General features: G+C 40.2%; 19 protein-coding genes. 11 read left to right on the top strand and 8 right to left on the bottom strand.

Annotation, left to right across the window (positions count from 1 at the left end; all coding sequences use genetic code 11):
- The first annotated feature begins 162 nt into the window (after positions 1–162).
- The 6 genes from FFR00_RS13175 (at position 163) to FFR00_RS13150 (ending at position 4,943) form a co-directional block, all read left to right on the top strand.
- A complete protein-coding gene (locus FFR00_RS13175) occupies positions 163–1,245 on the top strand; it encodes a thymidylate synthase (protein ID WP_201798746.1) in 1,083 nt (360 codons plus the stop codon).
- The gene (locus tag FFR00_RS13170) at positions 1,242–1,784 is read left to right on the top strand and encodes an adenylate kinase (protein WP_137673865.1); all 543 of its coding nucleotides are present in this window, start codon (positions 1,242–1,244) and stop codon (positions 1,782–1,784) included. Before FFR00_RS13175 ends, FFR00_RS13170 begins: the two co-directional genes overlap by 4 nt.
- Positions 1,774–2,802: a nucleotide kinase domain-containing protein gene (locus FFR00_RS13165; protein ID WP_137673864.1), complete on the top strand. Its 1,029-nt coding sequence runs from the start codon at positions 1,774–1,776 to the stop codon at positions 2,800–2,802. Before FFR00_RS13170 ends, FFR00_RS13165 begins: the two co-directional genes overlap by 11 nt.
- 283 nt (positions 2,803–3,085) lie before the next feature.
- Positions 3,086–3,628: a TIR domain-containing protein gene (locus FFR00_RS13160; protein ID WP_137673863.1), complete on the top strand. Its 543-nt coding sequence runs from the start codon at positions 3,086–3,088 to the stop codon at positions 3,626–3,628.
- Positions 3,629–3,630: 2 nt separating this feature from the next.
- A complete protein-coding gene (locus FFR00_RS13155) occupies positions 3,631–4,113 on the top strand; it encodes a hypothetical protein (RefSeq protein ID WP_137673862.1) in 483 nt (160 codons plus the stop codon).
- Between the two features lie 239 nt (positions 4,114–4,352).
- Positions 4,353–4,943: a hypothetical protein gene (locus FFR00_RS13150; RefSeq protein WP_137673861.1), complete on the top strand. Its 591-nt coding sequence runs from the start codon at positions 4,353–4,355 to the stop codon at positions 4,941–4,943.
- 127 nt (positions 4,944–5,070) lie between these two features.
- Here FFR00_RS13150 and mobF read toward each other — a convergent pair whose 3' ends face one another.
- The 4 genes from mobF to FFR00_RS22055 form a co-directional block, all read right to left on the bottom strand.
- Positions 5,071–7,644, bottom strand: coding sequence for a MobF family relaxase (mobF, locus tag FFR00_RS13145; protein ID WP_137673860.1), 2,574 nt, complete (start codon positions 7,642–7,644; stop codon positions 5,071–5,073).
- Positions 7,631–9,427 (bottom strand): type IV secretion system DNA-binding domain-containing protein, encoded by a 1,797-nt coding sequence (locus FFR00_RS13140; protein WP_137673859.1) that lies wholly within the window; start codon positions 9,425–9,427, stop codon positions 7,631–7,633. The genes mobF and FFR00_RS13140 overlap by 14 nt, the downstream gene beginning before the upstream one ends.
- Complete coding sequence (locus FFR00_RS13135; protein WP_137673858.1) at positions 9,424–9,711, bottom strand: hypothetical protein; 288 nt, start codon at positions 9,709–9,711, stop codon at positions 9,424–9,426. The genes FFR00_RS13140 and FFR00_RS13135 overlap by 4 nt, the downstream gene beginning before the upstream one ends.
- Positions 9,712–10,077: 366 nt before the next feature.
- The gene (locus FFR00_RS22055; protein WP_161985166.1) at positions 10,078–10,287 is read right to left on the bottom strand and encodes an AlpA family phage regulatory protein; all 210 of its coding nucleotides are present in this window, start codon (positions 10,285–10,287) and stop codon (positions 10,078–10,080) included.
- Positions 10,288–10,612: 325 nt separating this feature from the next.
- Between FFR00_RS22055 and FFR00_RS13125 the strand changes: the two genes are divergently transcribed.
- Positions 10,613–11,278, top strand: coding sequence for an RNA polymerase sigma factor (locus tag FFR00_RS13125; protein WP_137673856.1), 666 nt, complete (start codon positions 10,613–10,615; stop codon positions 11,276–11,278).
- Positions 11,279–11,280: 2 nt separating this feature from the next.
- Positions 11,281–11,799: a hypothetical protein gene (locus FFR00_RS13120; protein WP_161985165.1), complete on the top strand. Its 519-nt coding sequence runs from the start codon at positions 11,281–11,283 to the stop codon at positions 11,797–11,799.
- A gap of 166 nt (positions 11,800–11,965) precedes the next feature.
- Here the strand turns inward: FFR00_RS13120 and FFR00_RS13115 are convergent, their stop codons facing one another.
- The 3 genes from FFR00_RS13115 to FFR00_RS13105 form a co-directional block, all read right to left on the bottom strand.
- Entirely contained in the window at positions 11,966–13,186 is a 1,221-nt protein-coding gene (locus FFR00_RS13115) for a tyrosine-type recombinase/integrase (RefSeq protein WP_137673854.1), read from the bottom strand.
- 224 nt (positions 13,187–13,410) lie between these two features.
- Complete coding sequence (groL, locus tag FFR00_RS13110) at positions 13,411–15,069, bottom strand: chaperonin GroEL (RefSeq protein ID WP_137673853.1); 1,659 nt, start codon at positions 15,067–15,069, stop codon at positions 13,411–13,413.
- Between the two features lie 52 nt (positions 15,070–15,121).
- On the bottom strand, positions 15,122–15,412 hold the full coding sequence (locus tag FFR00_RS13105; RefSeq protein WP_137673852.1) for a co-chaperone GroES: 291 nt from the start codon (positions 15,410–15,412) through the stop codon (positions 15,122–15,124).
- Between the two features lie 326 nt (positions 15,413–15,738).
- On the opposite strand from FFR00_RS13105, the gene FFR00_RS13100 reads away from it, so the two are divergent.
- Complete coding sequence (locus FFR00_RS13100; RefSeq protein ID WP_137673851.1) at positions 15,739–15,921, top strand: hypothetical protein; 183 nt, start codon at positions 15,739–15,741, stop codon at positions 15,919–15,921.
- A 54-nt stretch (positions 15,922–15,975) separates the two neighbouring features.
- On the opposite strand, the gene FFR00_RS13095 is transcribed toward FFR00_RS13100, so the two are convergent.
- Entirely contained in the window at positions 15,976–16,458 is a 483-nt protein-coding gene (locus FFR00_RS13095; protein WP_137673850.1) for an FxsA family protein, read from the bottom strand.
- Between the two features lie 189 nt (positions 16,459–16,647).
- Between FFR00_RS13095 and cutA the strand changes: the two genes are divergently transcribed.
- Both cutA and FFR00_RS13085 read left to right on the top strand, forming a co-directional pair.
- A complete protein-coding gene (cutA, locus tag FFR00_RS13090) occupies positions 16,648–16,971 on the top strand; it encodes a divalent-cation tolerance protein CutA (protein WP_235836223.1) in 324 nt (107 codons plus the stop codon).
- A complete protein-coding gene (locus FFR00_RS13085) occupies positions 16,947–18,749 on the top strand; it encodes a protein-disulfide reductase DsbD (protein WP_137673849.1) in 1,803 nt (600 codons plus the stop codon). Before cutA ends, FFR00_RS13085 begins: the two co-directional genes overlap by 25 nt.
- Positions 18,750–18,959: the final 210 nt, after the last annotated feature.

Here is an 18,959-nt window from a genome sequence, read left to right as displayed (position 1 = left end):
AGTCTTTTATTTGATTGACGTCAAACATTAAGATGTTAGTAGCATATTCTCCTAATTGAAGGTTGTCCCCCCAAAATAAGGTCTATAGAGTTTCAATTGGAGAGTAATATGATGTCACTTTTACTAGTATTGATATAAAACTATGTTTTTAAGGGAAAGTAGATGATTAATATCATTGAGGGATCAAGCATCAACGAACTCACATATAGAGCTCTAAAAAAAGTTACCTCTGATGGTCATAGCATGCCCTCAAGAAATGGAAGCACTCTGACCCTGTACAATACTGAGTTAATTTTAGAAAATCCTCGAGCGCGTCACCTTAGTTTGGTGGGAAGAACAAACAATATCTTTGCTGTGATTGCAGAAACATTCTGGGTCTTGGCTGGTAGGAAAGATATCAAACCTTATTTAGAGTTTTTTATACCCCGAGCTCCAAACTATTCTGATGATGGTACTACTTGGAGAGCCGCCTACGGCGAAAGACTGTACGCTTTTGGACAATTGGAGAACATCTTAGAATGCTTCAAAAAAGATGGTATTTTCACCAGACGAGCAGTACTGAGTTTGTACTTTCCATCTGAAGATACTTATACATCTTTGAGAGACAAATACAACTTAGAAAATACTCTAGACGTTCCATGTAATAACTTACTAAATTTCTACGTTACTCCAAATAAAAAGTTGAATTTAAAAGTAACACAAAGGTCTGGTGACATTTTATTTGGTGTTTGCAACATCAATATATTCGAGTTTACTGTGATACAAGAGCTTGTTTTGCAGCATTTGAAAAAAGAGGTAGATGATGAGTTGACATTGGGCTTTTATAACCACTCTGTCACCAATCTGCACTTATACCAATCCATTGAAAAGCAAGGCTATAATATTTTAGCGAACGAAGCCTTACAGCAACTTCATCTTCATGCATCGGACACCCTGACCTTCCCTAACGAAATAAATCTAAACAAGGAATTCTTTGAAAATCTTGTTGATGTGATTACAGGATTTATCACCAGTGATAAATTTTCATTTGAGTCCGGAGTAACAGAAGCAAGAGCTATTTTCGATTACTACAGTGTTAAAACAGTAGGCAATTTACTCTGGGGCTATACAACTAACATCCTTTGTTTCGTATACGAGAAAAAAGCTGAACAACATCAAGAGTTGGATTTACACAACACTTCTGAAGAGTTTAGATACAGCGTTCTTAACAGCAGCTTTAAAAAGCAACCTCAGGAAGAGTTATGAAACTAGCACTTATGGGGATATCTGGAGCTGGCAAAGACTATCTTACCGAACATTTGTGCGCCGTTCACGACTTCACAAGGTTATCCTTTAGTGATCAACTAAAAGAGCTTGCCACTAACATTTACCCTTGGCTAGAACGTGATTACCCTCCTTTAGTGAAAGAAGCGCCATTGGATTTATCGACAAGCCAGAATGAGAGGATAACCATTTCCCCCAGAAAAATTTGGCTTCATTTGAATCATCTTCGCGAGATAGAGAATTTAATATTTATTAGGATGTTAGATTCAAAATTTAAAGCGGGAAAATATAGTAATGTTGTGATTAGTGACCTTAGAACTAATGAAGAGTTTGCTTGGTGTAGAAATAATGATTTCAAGATAATTTATCTCCAGCCATTCAAGTCTATCTATCAGGAGTACGACTTTGATAATGAAATAGAGATGAACAAACCTCACGCAGACTACGTTTTTGAGAACAAGTTTGATGGGGTAGATAGCTTTGAGCTATTTTTCGTTAATGAGGTAAGAAATGAAATATAAGGCAGACACTTTATTTTGTAATGTTCGAGAACATATCGTTAAGAATGCCAAGCCAACTCTAAATCCTGAAGTAGTCAAAGAGTGGTTTCATCACCAAAGAGAGCGAACCAAAATTTTCTATAAGAAAGAGATTCTCAAAGAGCGACCGCCTTGGACGACTGACCCAATCTTAGGCAAGTATAAATTTGTTAATACCAAGAGAAAGTGGGATAAAGAAACTAGGTGGCTACTAGTCCATGTGATAGACAATCCATCGATGTCATATGAAGACAAATTACTTAATTGTTTCTTATTTCGCGTGATCAACAAAGGGGAGACCTTAGACTTATTAGGAGGCCCTATTGAGTTTAAAAAGCTGACCCTAGCCCAAATCAATAGTGAATATAGATATCGTTTAGCAGAGAGAGAGAGACATAATCCCAAGTATGTATTTTTCAGTGCAGCCTACATTTTAGGGGGCCCCAAAGTAAACTTTGGTAAAGCGATACAAGAGGTAGAGGGAAAAGCTGAAGAAAACATGATACTGCGAATGATCAAGTTTGTTTACTACAACAAAAACAGCATCCTACAAGGTGTATCTAAAGCTCGTTCACAATTAGATGTTTATTCACACCTAATGAGTTTCTCTGGTATTGGGAAGTTCCTTTCCTACCAGATATTCATTGATTTCACTTATCTAAAAGAATTTCCATTTACAGAGCATAACTTTGTTATCTCAGGGCCTGGATGTGAAAGAGGAATTAACTGGTTATTCTCTAATCGAGACGGCATGACCAGCGAAGAGTGTCTATTTTGGTTTACTTTAAATCAATTCGAAATTGCCAAGAAGTATAACGAAATCTGGCTTATGGATGAACTATTCCACTTCCTACCTAAAGATGAGCGCATATACACCCTTATGGATATGGAAAATAGCGGGGCGTGTGAGGTTGATAAGCGCTGTAGAACTATATTTAGCGGTAAAAGGCCGAAGCAGAAATATAAGTTCCCTGAACCTTTTCAGAAAAGTCTTATTTGAGAACCATTTATCTAAATTGCATGAAAAACATAAACGTACGTATAGTTTGGGACACATCCAGTAACTAGTTTTAGTGTCCATGGCTCGTTTTATTTTAAGAGACGAAATAAACTGAAAAGGGATTGCTCGTAAATTAGATAAAATAGAATCTACTAGACTAGCTGGGATATCTTCAATCGACTTAATGAAAATAGAGCTGCATAAAGAGTTATTCAGAATAACTTGCACATCAGACTTAGTGATAGCTCGAAGCAATACACAGCTAAATATAGATGGAGAAAGAATGCGTAATCGTCACAATGTATTTATTAGTTACCACCACAAAAATGATGAACCTTATAAACTTGAGTTTGAGAGGCTCTTCTCTGGAGTTTATGACATTTTAGAAACTAAGGCTGTCAACGATGGTGACATTAATCTATTTGTAAAAACAGAAACTATACGCCAAAAAATTAGGGATGAATTCATCCGTACAGCAAGTGTATGTGTAGTTTTGATTGGATCGGAAACATGGAAAAGAAAGCATGTTGATTGGGAAATATCATCGAGTATTCGAGATACAAAATTAAACTCAAGAACAGGCTTAATTGGTATTATTCTTCCAACTTACCCAAGAACAGATACAAGTAAATACAATAAGGGTACTATACCGCCAAGGCTGCAAGACAATTTGGATTGTGGTTTCGCAAAGATCTACAATTGGTCAAATGATCCATATACTGTTCAACAATGGATTCATGAAGCCTTTATTCGTCGTAGACAGCTTAACCCAGACAATTCACGTGAAATGTTTGGACAGAATCGTTCTTCAATTAGTTGGAGCTAAATATGAAGTGGTCAAAGTGGTTGGAAAACTGGGACATGACCTCCCTCAAAGTCAAAGCGCCTTTCCTCGAAATGGACTGGAATCCTCAAGATGTGGATAAAGCCGCCGCTTGGGAGTTATACATTGAACTGCTTACAAGAATTACCTCTCAGCCACTAGATGACGCCCATGGTAATGAGAAAACAGCATTAGCTAGCGTTTATTCAATATTTGAAAGTACACGCGATGTAATGAAAAACAATGGCCGCCACTGCGTCGAGTTTACTAAGATTGCAATTATTGTGTTAAACCAAGTAGTAAGACCGTTTACAGCCAAGTGGCACGGACTATCGCTAAATGGTGCTTTTGAAAACCCTGACCAATGCAAAGAATTTAGATCCGAACTAGTCAAACTACAAAGCATACTAAAAATATATACAAAAATGTTAGCTGATATGGCTGGAGTTGAAGATCTTACTGAGCTTGAAGATGGTAATAATGAATAAGAACACGTGAATCGCCACAGCTCTCTTAGGCAACTTTCAGATCCAAACTTAGTTTGAGTCCGAATCGACTTAGAATGAAACCGATAATGAAGAGTTTAGTTTTTCGTTTATGATGCTGAGGCGCTATGGGGCACATACTGTTTAATAGTGGTGAATCCAATATGCGTGTTGTCTCACATAGATTAAGTATCGTGTATATACGCATGCACACGATTAAAATGTTAGGCTTCTGAGGAAATATGGATCAATTAACATTTATTAGTAAAATCATTAATGCGACCGCATGGCCTATTGTTGTTTTGATTTTAGGGCTAGTTCATCGCAACAGAATCTCTGATTTACTGCTATTTTTACGTAAAATAAAGGCTGGGCCGATAGAGGCTGAATTCAATGTCGACGCAAGGAAATTACTCGAAAGCTCAAAAGAAATCATTGCTAATAGTTCGGTGAACTCATCAAAAGCCCAGAAGACGGATGTTGCTCTGGCAAAGATATATACCACCAAGCATGATCCAACAAATATGATTTTAGAAGGCTGGAAAAGTGTTGATGGCGCTCTCTTTCGCATCGGCAGAGATGCAGGAATTCTAGTTGATCCAATGGATAGCTTCAAATCAGTTTATTTGGGAGTAATATCAACTGATTTGTTAGAGCCAGAAACAAAGAAGCTCGTCATAGAAGTATATGAACTGCGTAATCGGGTTGCGCACGCCAAAGTTAAACCATCAATGGACTCGGCAAAAGATTACATATTGGCAGTTGAGCAAGTTGTAAAACTAATTGAAATACAAAGAGAAGGTATCGCAAAACCCGGTACTGATAAATCCTAAAATGTACTGAGTTAACTTAGCCTTCTGACTGATTTAACATTAGAAAGCATTTGTTCGTTCAGTCGAAGGCTGGAAACTGAGAAAAACGTTGGGATTCTTCAAACTACGCAGAGAACGATTACACCATCTAAAGTACAAACTCTAGATCCACTTCCAAATCACAATGGTTCAATTCAGCCGCAGGCTGGGCACATAAATATTGTTGCTGCTGATCAGCTGTTAAATATTCAATTGCTAATTGAGTGCGTTGCTCTCGACTCATCTGTTCGGCCAAAACAGCAAGTCGTTGCTCTTTAGAAATGAATTCACCATCTGGTGAAACCAAAGCATCTATTTCTTTATTATTAATAAACCAATGGCTATTGTCTTTATGCCGACTTCCGGCCACATAGCTGTTTGCTCTATCCATGTAAGCGTTATATAAAATAAAGGTATCTCCATCAATCGTGACTCCTTGCGATGAGTAAACCGTCATGGCATAAGCGTGAACCAATGGTAGTTTTCCTTGTTCGTTTTGGTAGTCCCTTTGATTAATAATCACTGTTCTTTGGTTGTCTAACTTAATGTGAAATTGCCATTGATTTTGTACCTTTTCCAGTTTCATTAAGGTTCCTAAACTGCCATTACTCACATTTAATCGATAATCATTTTGCGCAAATCGCACGCGCTCACCTATTGAAAAAGGTAAAGTCATGAGCTTGTTTGAGACAACACAATCAAACGTAATGTTTTCATGCCCTACAAGTGATCTTTCTTGGTATATCTCCCTTAATTTGTTCGATATAACCTCAACCTCAGTCCAACGTTGAGCAAGCACGACCGCACTTTTATTATGCTGTAACGCGGTATAGTCCTTCCATTTAGCGACTAATTTTTGAATGGCGGCTTCATGTGATGAAGCAAAATTTAGTTGTTTATGCTCATCAAGCGTTGCCAGAGCGGCTTTGGCGTTACCGTCTCGCAACTGCATAACCGTTTGTCGTGCAATTGCTTTTCGCTGTCTACGAACTGCTTTTATTGTACTTTTTCCGATCACATCAGGACGAGATAGATATTTTAGTACACCACCATGTTCAATAGCATCAAGCTGCTTATCTTCACCAACTAGAACTATTTTAGTTTGGGACGTTTCAGCCGCCTTTAACAATGCATGCATCTGTTTACTACCGACTTGTCCAGCCTCATCAATCACTAGTACACTGACTGTTGATAATACATTTCTGCCACGTTCAATATCCGTCAATAGCTTTGCAATTGTCATGCTTTGAATGCCTGTCTCACGCTGAAGGTTATCAACCGCTATTTTAGCGATACATGCACCTAAAACACGCTCTCCCATGGTTTCATAGGCCGTATGCACGGATTCCATGGAAACACTTTTACCAGCCCCTGCGGAGCCTTGTAAAATAGATAATCGAGTTGGAGCACAAGCGGTTTGTAACCCTTCGATTTGCTCTTCTGATAATTGATAGCCGCACTGTAATTGTTTTTGCTCAACCGCCTGCTTAAGCGCTTCATTGTCAGGGGCACTATGTGATTGCTTACTCAAATTTTTAGCGAGTTCAATCATCTGTTGCTCAATCTCTAGCATGGCGGTTGTGGTGAAAACACGGTTATTTTTATGATCTTGCCCAAGGCTAATCACATTATCTGAATCAAGGCATTGCTTGGCCTGGGAAGAAATGGTGATTGCATCATCTCCCGTTAATTGTGCTTGTTTAGCCAAGTGGTGATGTAAATCTTGCACCTTAAAAGTTGAACGCGATTCGGTCAGCTCGATGAGTGCTTGCGCAGTGCTAATACTTTCAAAGGAATAGGTTGCTTGCTCATGTTGAATTTTTCGAGATTGCTCATAAGAAAAACCTAGAGTTTTTAGCTCACTTTTCCACCTATTTGTTAGTTCAGATAATGGCGTTTTAGCTTTCTTTTGTCTGTCTTTAAGTTTGGCATATTGACCGACGGCACTCGCACTACTGTTAGCACCTAATGCTTTAAGGTTTTTCTCAATTTGCTCTGCTCTTTTTGAGTAATACTCACAAATACTTTTAGGAACACCGACAACACGAAAACTATCACCATCAATTTCAATGTTGTAACCAAGCAAGCGCAATTGTTGAGCAAGTTCAGCACGATACACCGCGCCTGAGGCCATTTTCCATTGATAAAATGCTCTGGAGTGAACGCTACCAAAGGTTTTATCGTAACGCCTAGCTATGTTAAATGCTAAACAATGCGAATGGATAGCCATATCTTCTGCTCTAGACTCGAAATGAGTGAACAGCCCAAATAGTAAACCAGGTAATCGTTCAATATCTTTACCTTGTGCATTACGACGTGTAAACGCTGCATGCTTCTCTATATAGCGTAATGCCGCTTTTACTGCTAACTCATGTGCCCTTAATATCTCGCCACTTTTGTCAAACACCTGTAAAATAGAAACACTTTTGGGGGCTGAAAATGTTAGATCATGACCAGGCGCATGATCTTTACCTGCATTACGTACAAGTGATTGCTTACCATCTGGTGAAAAGCCCTCAATAATATGTTGGTAATTTTGCGTTTGTATGTATCCAGACAAGCCTAATACAGGGGCTAATTGACCAGCCCATATGCCTCTCTGTTCACCTGTATTGTTGTAGTAATCTTGGGTTGTCCATTGCCCGTAATAACGTGCGTCTCTAATTTGACTAAGAGTTAGCATGTTTAGAACCCTCACGTCGATTGGTTATACGTGTAGGTGTTATACCTTGTTCCTTAACGCCCTTATTCAGTGTTTCGCATTCTTTTTTCTCAGTGGAAACACTAGATTTTTGCGTCCATTCAGCCAACTGCTGGCGCTTCGCGATTGTCGGGAAATTAGGGAATTCCCATAGCATCCGATAACATGCGCCCCAGCCATTCACAGATAAAAAACCAACTATCCCTTTTTTACCTGGTGCGGGTAACTGGGTTAATTCTGAGCTATGAACAGTGGGTAAAGTATGCTGATGCCAAGTAGTTGAAATGCGACCTTGAGCATCAGTGCTACGTTGTGGCCTCTCAATAATACGCTCACCCAAGGCCTTACTCATGTACTCAGCTGTACCACCCGTTGCACCAACTTTTAGTGTGATCAAGTTAGAAAACATGCTAGTAAGTGAGTCTGTTTCATGCTCTCCATACAAAGATTTAAGCTGACTAATGGCCTGAGTTCCAGCAATTGTCCGGCCACCTTTATCCCTCGATAATTCAATCCAACGTAATAAGCCAGGTGATTTAGGCAAATTGGCTAATTCATCTAATACGAGATAGCACTCTTGTTGTTTATTCATAGATAAATATTCATCACACATGATGCTCATTAATGCATGACATAGCGGTGAACCAATGACACTAAACTTACTGTTACCTTGCACAATTAACCTTGGCTTGGCGTTGTTATTATGTACCCAATCATAAACAGAGAATTGCCCTTGATATGACTTGGGCCACGCCAATGCTAGCCAATCTATCCAAGCTAAATCACTCAACAGGGTCGACATAATACTTTGTGTGGTGCGATTATTTTCTTCAACATAACGCATTGCTTGTGGGTAGTTTTGTTCTAACAGGCAACGAAGCTTGTCATCATCAAAGTTCATGCAGTTCTGTATTTGTAGCCACCCCCACGGTTTATTCCTATTTTTTAGTGCGACTATAATTCCAGTAAAAATTAAGCGTGCAGACTGGCACCAGATCATGTCCTTTGTGTCATGAATAACATGAGCTGCAAAGTTGGCAGGGGCTGCGGTATGACACATGTCTTTAGCAATATTCCACACACTGCTACGTTTATCCCATGGTGCGATAAGCTCACTATTCTGAGGTTGATATAGCTTTTGAGTAAAATCTCGTTTTGCATCAAAAATGAATAATCTAAGGTTACGCCTTTTTAGTAGCTGTAGTAACAACCAAGAAATTACGACGGTTTTTCCTGATCCAGGCTTTCCGGTGATAAATGTATTACCTTCTTCAGCCCTAGAGGTGATTTCTACCTTCTGATGCAAACGAATAGCAGGTTTACCTCCCTGTTTTAGCTCTAGTTTTAACTGCTTGTTTGCATGGGCGTACGCAGCTTTACCGACATATTTGCGAACGCCTTCTTTATGTCGATCTAATGTACGCCCCCCAGAAACATAAAATAATTTAACGCTAAACCAAACCGCCAAGCTAAACACCGCTATTGTGGGTATAGACAAGTGTGCAATAAAATCATCCATCCAGTGGTTACTATTAAGGTATTCACTGTACAACTCCCAGGTTTTTGGCTCACCGACAAACCACTCTTTGATTATCCAACCAAAGTATTTAAGATGCCGACCAATCGGCTCCCAAGTCGTATGAATTGACCAACAATAGTATATAGCGGCCAGGCTACCAGGTATGCTTAGTAGTAACGTAAAGACAGCCATTAGATCCCAACGCTGGTATGGCTGGCTCGGCGGTATATTATTAAGATCCATCATAATACCTCCTTACCAAATATTACGTTACAATCCTCTACAGCTTGCAGACGTTGCTCTTTAGTTAGCCCAACGATGATGGCATTCATCTCAAAATTTTTACGCAACATGTTAACTTCAAACTGCTTCAGCAAATATATTAGCGAGGGCTGCATGAGGTGAGAAGTAGTTGCATTTCGAATGACTTCATTACCTGTTAGCCCTGTTTTATCCATTTCCGCTTCTATTCGATTAAGTACATCAGCAGGAAATTTCAAAGAGAAGGTTCTTCCAACTAAATCACTCATTTTGCACCTCCACATTTAACAATCCCGACAAGCCCCATTATTTTCAACAACTTAGCCTTAAAAAAACTTTGTCTAACTTGTGGGATGGCTTGTAGGCTTAACCCAGGAGCAGATTGGGTTGTAAGCGATGTTGTTATGTTCCCACAAGCACCGTTAGTGCCTCTGGTCTGTTCATCATCCTCTTCGACAAGGCCGAAAACTCCAACCGGCCTTAATGAGGATAGAAAGCCAACCCAGAATAAAATGAAATTACCAGCCGAACAGCACCCCATCCTACGAAATGCAATTAGTGGAAGTCGTGCTACATGCCCTTGTACCTCAATAGATAAAAAGCAAAAATTTGAATCATCTGTACCAATCATCTTGTTACTTCTCCAATGAATCGAAAAACGTAGTGATATCTTTTAACCGCCATACAACGACTCTAGGACCTAATGGAATTGGTTTAGGAAATTTACCTGAGCTACACCATCGCCATAACGTAGACCGACTAATTCCTAAGTAGCTAGTGAGATCCGACGCCCTCACAAACTGAAGACTTGAAGAACTTACATTCTGACAACTAAAATTTTCCATAAAAACACCTCTATAAGTCATTATCTTTCCACATGGCAGATATACTGCCTTCACTAATATATATCTCCACTGACAACCTAAAGCGGCAAAAACAAATAAACAAATGAGACTCAGAGAATGATTACTTTTTATAAACTCTCTAGTTTACTGGCAATTTATCCTTAGGTATCTTTAATAAAATTAGAAATAACACTGCGTTCCTTTGATTATTGGCTCTACGTTATAACGCATGAAAATCAAAATCCGGCAAAAATAAAAGTAAAAATTTTCGTTGCTATTCCTCCTGCCAGCCTTACTATTAGAGGCAAATCAAAAAGGATATAACATGAAATTCGTAGACCAAGAATTAGTTGAAAAGGCTCATTTAGGCTGCAACAAGTCGTTTGAAACCATAATAAAAAACAACACTAGCAATGTACGCAGCATTATATATAAAGAACTAACGTCAGGAAGAGGTGACATATATAAGCAGATGATGTGTGGCTTCGAAAATATCATTGAAGATATAACAAATGAAGTTTGGATTGGATTGAGAAAGAGTATAAATAAAGGTATATACTTTGAAGATGAATTTTCGTTAGCAAAGGTTATTACCACCGTTTGCAAAAATAAAACTAGAACTTACAAACGTAAAAGCGTTCGAAATAGAAAGTCTACTAATTTGGTTGGATGCAGCAATAAATTTATCAGTAAGGACCAGGTTAACCACGGCAACAAGAGCTTAGCTATAGAAGTCTCTAGCGTACAAGCGGGTATAGTGGAGGAAGCAGAGTATTCTAGATTTGACCATTATCTCGATATGATTTCGGATAGTCTAACAACTAGGCAAAAGTCCATTATAAAGATAATGGAAAATGGATTCCTAGGTGATAACAAAAAAACACATAAAGAAGTTGCATCAGAACTTGGAATATCAGAAAGAACCGTCAGAAACGAATTATCTATAGTTAGATTATTGGCTGGTGAAAAAATATCAAAAAAGGTGGATTAATAATGATATCGGGTACTATCATATATGGTGGAAATATACAGCAACCCTGTTTCGCAAGCTATAGGTTAGATATTAGCGAAGTAGGTGGAAACTCGAAAATGAAAGTACTACTTTATGAAACACCAAAAACTAACGGAACTTTTATAAACAACTCAGAGTATAGCCAGAAATCTGCAATAAGGGCTGTTATAGATAAATATTGCTATGATGTGAATGTGAGTAAAACAGAATTCTTTTACTTGCGAAAATTTATCCCTGGTTTTGAAAAAAGCATTATAATTGATAAATGGGTATTTATACCTCCGACACGCACGCGCAACGAAAACACTTTCATTTCAAATCCTTTATTACGTCTAAAAATAGTGAATGAGAATGAACTCGAAGAATCCAACACTATTATCAACCAATTTAAATACTGGGAATCTTGCTCTATATCAATTATCCCAAATATAGAATTGGATGATGAATTCAAACATATTATCGACTTCTTTGAGTTAAATTCTGATCCAGTAGACGCTTAAAGCCAAGCTGAAGTCCCATCATTTGAAGATGGTTGTATACTAGGTTCTCCTATAATTTGAGTAAAAGCGCAGTTGCGCCGCATAATACTTAACGCTTCGCGCGCGTGGACAGACGCATTAGTTGTAGTTGAACAGTAGCTTCCATATATGGTAAATCACATACGGTTTAGCTGTTCTTCCATTCTGACGAACTATTATTGCTAAGCACATTTAAATAATCAGCCCATTCTTGCATCATTTTTTTTCTCTCTGACAGATAAATAGAGCGATTATATGCTCGTGAAGTTGCAGTTCCAGTTAGGTGAGCTAATTGCGCTTCAATGACTTCAGCTTTCCAGCCTTGCTCATGAAGAATGGTAGATGCCGTGCTTCTGAAACCATGAGCGGACATTACGTCTGCGGGATAACCTAGATCTCTCAAACGATTTGTCATCACATTTTTACTAAGCGGTTTGTAGCTATCTCTTTCATTCGGAAAAACGTATTGAGAGTAACCAGTTACTTGTTTAATACTCTTGAGCAGAGTTAATACTTGACTAGCTATAGGCACTAGATGTTCTCTATCTCGCTTCATATCTTCAGCTGGAATCCTTATCATCCGATCATCAAAATCAATATATTCCCACTTCAAACAGCGAATTTCTTTCGGTCTTAAAAATACTCTTGGAATAAGCTTAAGTGCGTTGACAGTACAGAAATTTCCTGACTCATTTACATCAATATCTTTAATTAATTTAGCTAATTCGATTGGCTTAACTATGGCAGCACGATGCTTAACTTTTGGTAGTGGTTTAATGATATCACTCAGAGGTAATCCCTGTGCAGGGTTAGTCCTCGTTAATCTATGCGCTAACGCATAACCAAAAATTCTATTGATTACCGATAGAATTACAGGTGCTTTTTTAGGAGTTCCGGCAGCTTCAATAGAGAGCATTAATTCTGTTATGTGTCCTGCATCGATTTGATCAATAGCAAGTTTATTTATGGACTTGGCATCTTGAGTGATCCAGCGTTTTATTCTCATCTTGTGGTCATCACTCCAAGAGTCTTTTTGTTGTTCCCACCACTTCAAGGCAACTATGCCAAACGCTCTATCTTGAGGATCACTTGCTCTTTTTCGTTCGCGTCGCTCTTCCATAGGATTAATACCTTGAGCAAGCAATATTCGAGCTTCACTCGCCATTTCTCTAGCTTTATGAAGTGATACAGTGGGGTACTTTCCCAGAGCCATTTCTTGATGCTTAGAAGCATACTTAAAGCGCATACGCCAAAGCTTGGATCCATTTGATTTTATTAATAAAAACAAACTATTACCATCAGATTTCTTGATTTGCTTTTTATCTTCTGGACAAGATATGCTTTTAACTTCTAGCGCAGTTAATGCCATTAATGGACTCTCTATTGCAGTCAATGTGGGGTATCAATACTATTTACAGTAGAAATATACCACACAGAAATTACTGATACCCCACTTTTCACCTAATAAAAACTGCAACTTCATGACCTACAATGAAACAATCTGAACTAACAAAAACAAAAAAAAGCCCGTAAAGCAGTGCCTTACGGGCTTAATGGAACGTTATGAGTTTCTATGAATAGCTGGAGCGATGATTACATCATGCCGCCCATGCCACCCATGCCGCCCATACCACCCATGCCGCCCATATCAGGAGCGCCACCAGCAGCTTTATCTTCAGGCTTGTCAGTGATCATACACTCGGTAGTGATCATCAAACCAGCTACTGAACCAGCAAACTGAAGAGCAGAACGGGTTACTTTAGTTGGGTCAAGAATACCCATTTCTAGCATGTCGCCGTATACGCCAGTACCAGCGTTGTAACCGTAGTTAGCTTCGCCTTCTTTAACTTTGTTAGCAACAACAGACGCTTCGTCACCCGCGTTAGTTACGATTTGGCGAAGTGGAGACTCCATTGCGCGAAGTGCTACACGAATACCTACGTTTTGGTCTTCGTTGTCGCCTTCAAGGCCAGCTACTTTAGCAGCAGCGCGCACTAGAGCAACACCACCACCAGCCACTACGCCTTCTTCAACCGCTGCGCGAGTTGCATGTAATGCATCTTCTACGCGGTCTTTTTTCTCTTTCATTTCAACTTCAGTAGCAGCACCAACTTTAATTACCGCTACACCGCCAGCTAGTTTAGCTACGCGCTCTTGAAGTTTTTCTTTGTCGTAATCAGAAGAGGTATCTTCGATTTGTTGACGAATTTGATTTACACGACCTTGAATCGCCGCTTCTTCACCAACACCATCAATGATAGTGGTGTTGTCTTTAGAGATAACGACACGCTTGGCAGTACCAAGGTCTTCTAAAGTCGCTTTTTCTAGCTCTAGGCCAACTTCTTCAGAAATCACAGTACCGTTAGTTAGAATAGCGATGTCTTGAAGCATAGCTTTACGACGGTCACCAAAACCAGGGGCTTTAACCGCAGATACTTTAACAATACCGCGCATGTTGTTTACAACCAATGTCGCTAGGGCTTCGCCTTCAACGTCTTCAGCAATAATAAGCAGTGGCTTACCCGCTTTTGCTAGTGCTTCCAATAATGGAAGTAGCTCGCGGATGTTAGAGATTTTCTTGTCAGCCAACAGAATGAATGGGCTGTCTAGCTCAACAGTACCGTTCTCTTGGTTGTTGATGAAGTAAGGAGATAGGTAGCCACGGTCAAACTGCATACCTTCAACCACGTCTAATTCATCTGTTAGCGCTTGGCCTTCTTCAACCGTAATTACGCCTTCTTTACCTACTTTTTCCATTGCTTCTGCAATGATGTTACCAACAGTGACATCAGAGTTAGCAGAGATAGTACCTACTTGAGCAATCGCTTTAGTGTCGGCACAAGGAGCAGATAAACCTTTAAGCTCTTCAACTGCAGCGATTACCGCTTTGTCGATTCCGCGCTTTAGATCCATTGGGTTCATGCCAGCAGCTACTGCTTTAAGGCCTTCGTTAACAATAGATTGAGCAAGTACTGTTGCAGTAGTCGTTCCGTCACCAGCAGCATCGTTGGCTTGAGAAGCAACTTCTTTCACCATTTGTGCGCCCATGTTTTCAAACTTGTCTTCAAGTTCAATTTCTTTAGCAACAGATACACCATCTTTAGTGATGGTTGGTGCGCCAAAAGATTTGTCTAATACTACGTTACGGCCTTTAGGACCTAGAGTAACTTTTACTGCGTCTGCAAGTACGTTTACACCAGCCAACATTTTGCTGCGTGAATCGTTTCCAAATAATACGTCTTTAGCTGCCATGATACATTTCCTAATATTCGTTCAGCTTTTTCTTAACCAGAAAAAAGGGAGATTATTCTACAATTGCTAGAATGTCTGACTCAGACATGATTAGCACTTCTTCGCCATCAACTTTTTCAGATTTAACGCCGTAACCTTCGTTAAATACTACAGTGTCACCAACTTTTACATCTAAGGCTTGGATTTCACCGTTATCAAGCATACGACCTTTACCTACGGCAACAACTTCGCCACGCGTCGATTTTTCAGCCGCTGAACCAGTTAGCACAATGCCACCAGCAGACTTACTTTCTTGATCTTTACGTTTGATGATAACGCGGTCATGCAACGGACGGATGTTCATTGCTATCTCTCCTTTAAAAAACATTCATGTTTGTTTGTAAAATGCAGCCAAGGCTACAAAGCTTTCTGTTGAAAATAAGATGGGGGCGTTCAAAGCGCATACAAGGGGTAAAGCAGAAATTTTTTTGGTTTTTTATCGCAAAAACTTAGCGAATATCAAAATGAAAACATTTTCAGCAACAAATTTTACAAAAAACACTTGAACCCGAATAAAAATTTGAGCAGGATCACAGCTACTGGTCATACTAGACAGTTATACCAACATTTGAATAACAAACAGATAACAAATCGTTGGTTGAATTTAGCGTAATAGCGGGAGCACTTAGCATGCAGCAACTTTACATTGCATTTGAGCGTTTAAGCGGGTTTCTCTCAAAAGAGAAAACTGTTTATTTGTCTTTCCAGGGTAGCGTTAAAGAAGCCGAAGAGCATCTGCGTTCCGATGAGTTTGATTCATTTTTGTCTACTAGCAAAGGTTTGAATCCACGCATCGTGACCACCAAACACTAAGCAATAAGCTTTAGACAGATATAAAAAAAGAAGGGCTTGCCCTTCTTTTTTGTTTTAGTCATCTTTTCTTTCAAACTCGCCTTCAATGGTGCTGCCGGGTTTCTCACCCACTTTACCGCTTGGCGGATTAGCATCTTTCACATTGCCGCCTCCTGGCGTTTGAAAACGCATCGACTGCATCTTAAGCGCTTGAGATTTTAATACTCGCGACGCCAAAAAAGCCCGTAGCGGCGGCAGTAAAATAAGTAAACCAAAAGTATCCGTAATAAAACCTGGCATTACCAGCATAGCGCCAGCAATAATCAACATTAGCCCTTCAATCATTTGTTGAGCAGGTGTTTCTCCTCGCTCCATCGCCGAACGCGCTTGAAAAGCGGTTTGTAATCCTTGGCTACGAACTAATGACGCACCCACCAATGCGGTAAGAATAGTGAGAGCGATGGCACTTAAGGCTCCCATTTGGCTGCCCACCTGAATCAGTACATAAATCTCGGCGTACGACAGGCCAGCAAACAACAAAAATACATATAAAAACAAGGCGTAGTTCCTCTAAGTCATGGAGAAGCTTAACCAGCGCTTCACCTTAAGAGTAAAATATGGGGGCTAATGGGGCAAATTTAAAGGTTTGTGTTCAATAAAGCAGCGGTTAACCCTGCTGTTAGTAAATAGCTTAAGCACTTAACGCTAAGGTTTCTACACTTTAATAAAGCCTTAAAAAAGGAGTTGATGATGGACACGGCCTGCTATTTGGTTCTCACCACGTTCCCAGATCAAGACTCAGCGCAAGACTTTGCCCAGCAAGTGGTAGAAAAAAAGTTAGCCGCTTGTGTTAACATTTTACCGCAACTCAGGTCTGTCTATCGGTGGCAAGACAAAATTGAGTCTAGCCAAGAAGTACAACTGCAAATTAAAACCAATTTACGGTGTATAAATCCATTGCAGTGTTTTTTAAGAAAAGAGCACCCTTATGATTGCCCTGAATACATTGCACTACCGATTGAACAAGGAGCGAGTGATTACCTCAAATGGCTAAACGATTCTTTACAGTAGTATTAGCGCTCTGCTTGAGCCTACCCGCCCATGCCAACAACTTGCTAGATCAGCTACCGGGCTTAAATACTGGCCCGTCGACCAACGCTCATGATTTTTTGCCGGTAGACAGCGCCTTCGCCTTTAATTTTGTAGAACAAGACAAAGCCCTGCACTTAAGCTGGCAGGTGGCTGAAGAGTATTATCTCTATCAGGCGCAATTTATTGTTGAGGCCGACGGACAATCTCTAGATTTAAGCTCTCGCTTACCACAAGGTAAACTATATAACGACGCCTATTTTGGTGAAGTGATGATTTACCCACAAGATGTGTCCTTTTCACTGCCCTTAAGTGAGCTTAATAACGCCAGCGATATTACCGTGACTTACCAAGGTTGTGCTGAAGCAGGCTTATGTTACCCACCAGAAACCAAATCGGTATTTCTTTCGCAAAGCGGTTCAGCCCCTTCTGACTCAGCGAACTCGATTAGCGAGGCCGACAACAACAGCCCAGCGCAATCAGCTAGCACTGAATCAGTGCCTATTAGCCAACAATGGGTACTGGCCGAGCGTTTAACCAATAGCAGTATTTGGCTAAATACTTTGTTGTTTTTTGTATTGGGAATTGGCCTGGCCTTTACACCTTGCGTATTTCCTATGTACCCCATTCTTACTGGAATTATTGCCGGCGCGGGCAAGCAACTGAGTAGCAAACGCGCGTTTGCATTATCTTTAGCTTATGTGCAAGGCATGGCGGTGACTTTTACGGCTTTAGGCTTAGTAGTAGCCAGCGCCGGATTGCAATTTCAAGCAGCCTTACAACACCCTGTTATCTTAGGCAGTTTAGCCATACTGTTTGTAGTGTTGGCACTATCAATGTTTGGCGTTTTCAACCTACAGCTTCCTAGCAACTTACAACAGAAGCTAAACAACTTAAGCAATAAGCAACAGGCCGGCTCGCTCACTGGTGCTGCAATTATGGGGATGATTTCAGGCTTGGTGGCCTCGCCTTGTACAGCAGCACCGTTGTCTGGCGTTCTCATTTATGTGGCCCAAAGTGGCGACATTGGCTTGGGCGCGCTCACTTTATATAGCTTGAGTTTAGGCATGGGCTTACCGCTGCTAATACTTGGCGCAAGTAGCGGCCGCTTACTGCCTAAAGCTGGCGCATGGATGAACCACGTTAAAACATTTTTTGGCGTGATGTTATTAGCGGTAGCGGTATTACTGCTAGAGCGGTTTATTCCGGCTTCGGCGGTTCACGCTTTATGGGCGGTATTAGTCATTGGCGCTAGCGCTTACTACTATCATCAGAACCGCTTAACCGTATTAAGTGCTTGGCAAACTACCCGTCAGCTTATCTTGTCGGCAATAATGATTGTAGCCTTGCTGTGGGCCGCTCAACCTTGGTTGTCGGCTCCTCAAGCCATTAAACAAGGCGAGTTTATTCAAGTAGCAAACTTGGAAGAAATGCAGCAGCAGTTAGCGTTAGCCGCAGCGCAAGGTAAACCCGCGTTGGTCGATTTTTACGCCGATTGGTGTACCGCCTGTAAAGCCTTTGAAAATGAAACCTTTCATGCGCCACAAGTGGCTGCAAAGCTTGACAACATGGTACTGATTCAAGCCGATGTGACGAAAACCAATGCCACAGCAATAAAATTACTCGGCCATTATGAAGTCTTAGGTTTGCCCACCATATTGTTGTTTAACCACGCAGGCGAAGAACTAAATCAAGCCAGAGTCACCGGCTTTATGAACGCCGAAGCCTTTAAAGCCCATTTAATACTCAACGGTTTATAGTTATAAAAAGCCACCTTAGGGTGGCTTTTTATTCAGTGCTGTTATGGTTTAAGGCTCTACTCAATAATTTCGTTCGCTAGCACTATTAGCCTGTTAATTACTAAACCCTAAAATGGAGTCGTAGTTAACAATTTTAGCGTGGCGCTAAATATAGTGGTGGTTCAGCTCTCGCTTTCAGTAAGGTCTAATGCCTTAGCAAAGATACAGTAA

The organism is Agarivorans sp. Toyoura001 (genome assembly GCF_005405585.1).
Lineage (GTDB): Bacteria > Pseudomonadota > Gammaproteobacteria > Enterobacterales > Celerinatantimonadaceae > Agarivorans.
The sequence above is the reverse complement of the archived record's forward strand: the minus strand, read 5'-3'. Positions and strand labels throughout refer to the sequence as shown.